Genomic DNA, 330 nt, shown 5'->3' with positions numbered 1-330 from the left:
GCCGCCATAGCGGCGGACGCGCAGGTTGCACTGTTCGGCATGGCCGACGAAGCCCTCCAGCAGGCACAGGCGCGAGCCGTAGGCGCCGATCAGGGCCGCGGCCTCATCCGTGGTGACCTTCTGATAACTGTGCGTCTTCAGGTACTTGCCGACCCAGAGCCCGCCGGTATAGCGCCCGGCCTTCTTCGTCGGCAGCGTGTGGTTGGTGCCGATCACCTTGTCGCCGTTGGCCACATTGGTGCGCGGCCCCAGGAACAGCGCGCCATAGCAGGTCATGTTCTCGAGGAACCAGTCGTCGCGGTCGGTCATCACCTGGACGTGCTCGCTGGC

At 66.4% G+C, this 330-nt stretch carries 1 protein-coding gene; it reads right to left on the bottom strand.

The features are described from left to right. A partial coding sequence (locus tag AB0T83_RS20385) for a histidinol dehydrogenase (protein WP_366195018.1) occupies nucleotides 1–330 on the bottom strand: 330 nt, incomplete at both ends.

The sequence above is a fragment of the Meridianimarinicoccus marinus genome, assembly GCF_040689105.1.
In the GTDB taxonomy this organism is placed as follows: Bacteria; Pseudomonadota; Alphaproteobacteria; order Rhodobacterales; family Rhodobacteraceae; genus Meridianimarinicoccus; species Meridianimarinicoccus marinus.
The sequence above is the reverse complement of the archived record's forward strand: the minus strand, read 5'-3'. Positions and strand labels throughout refer to the sequence as shown.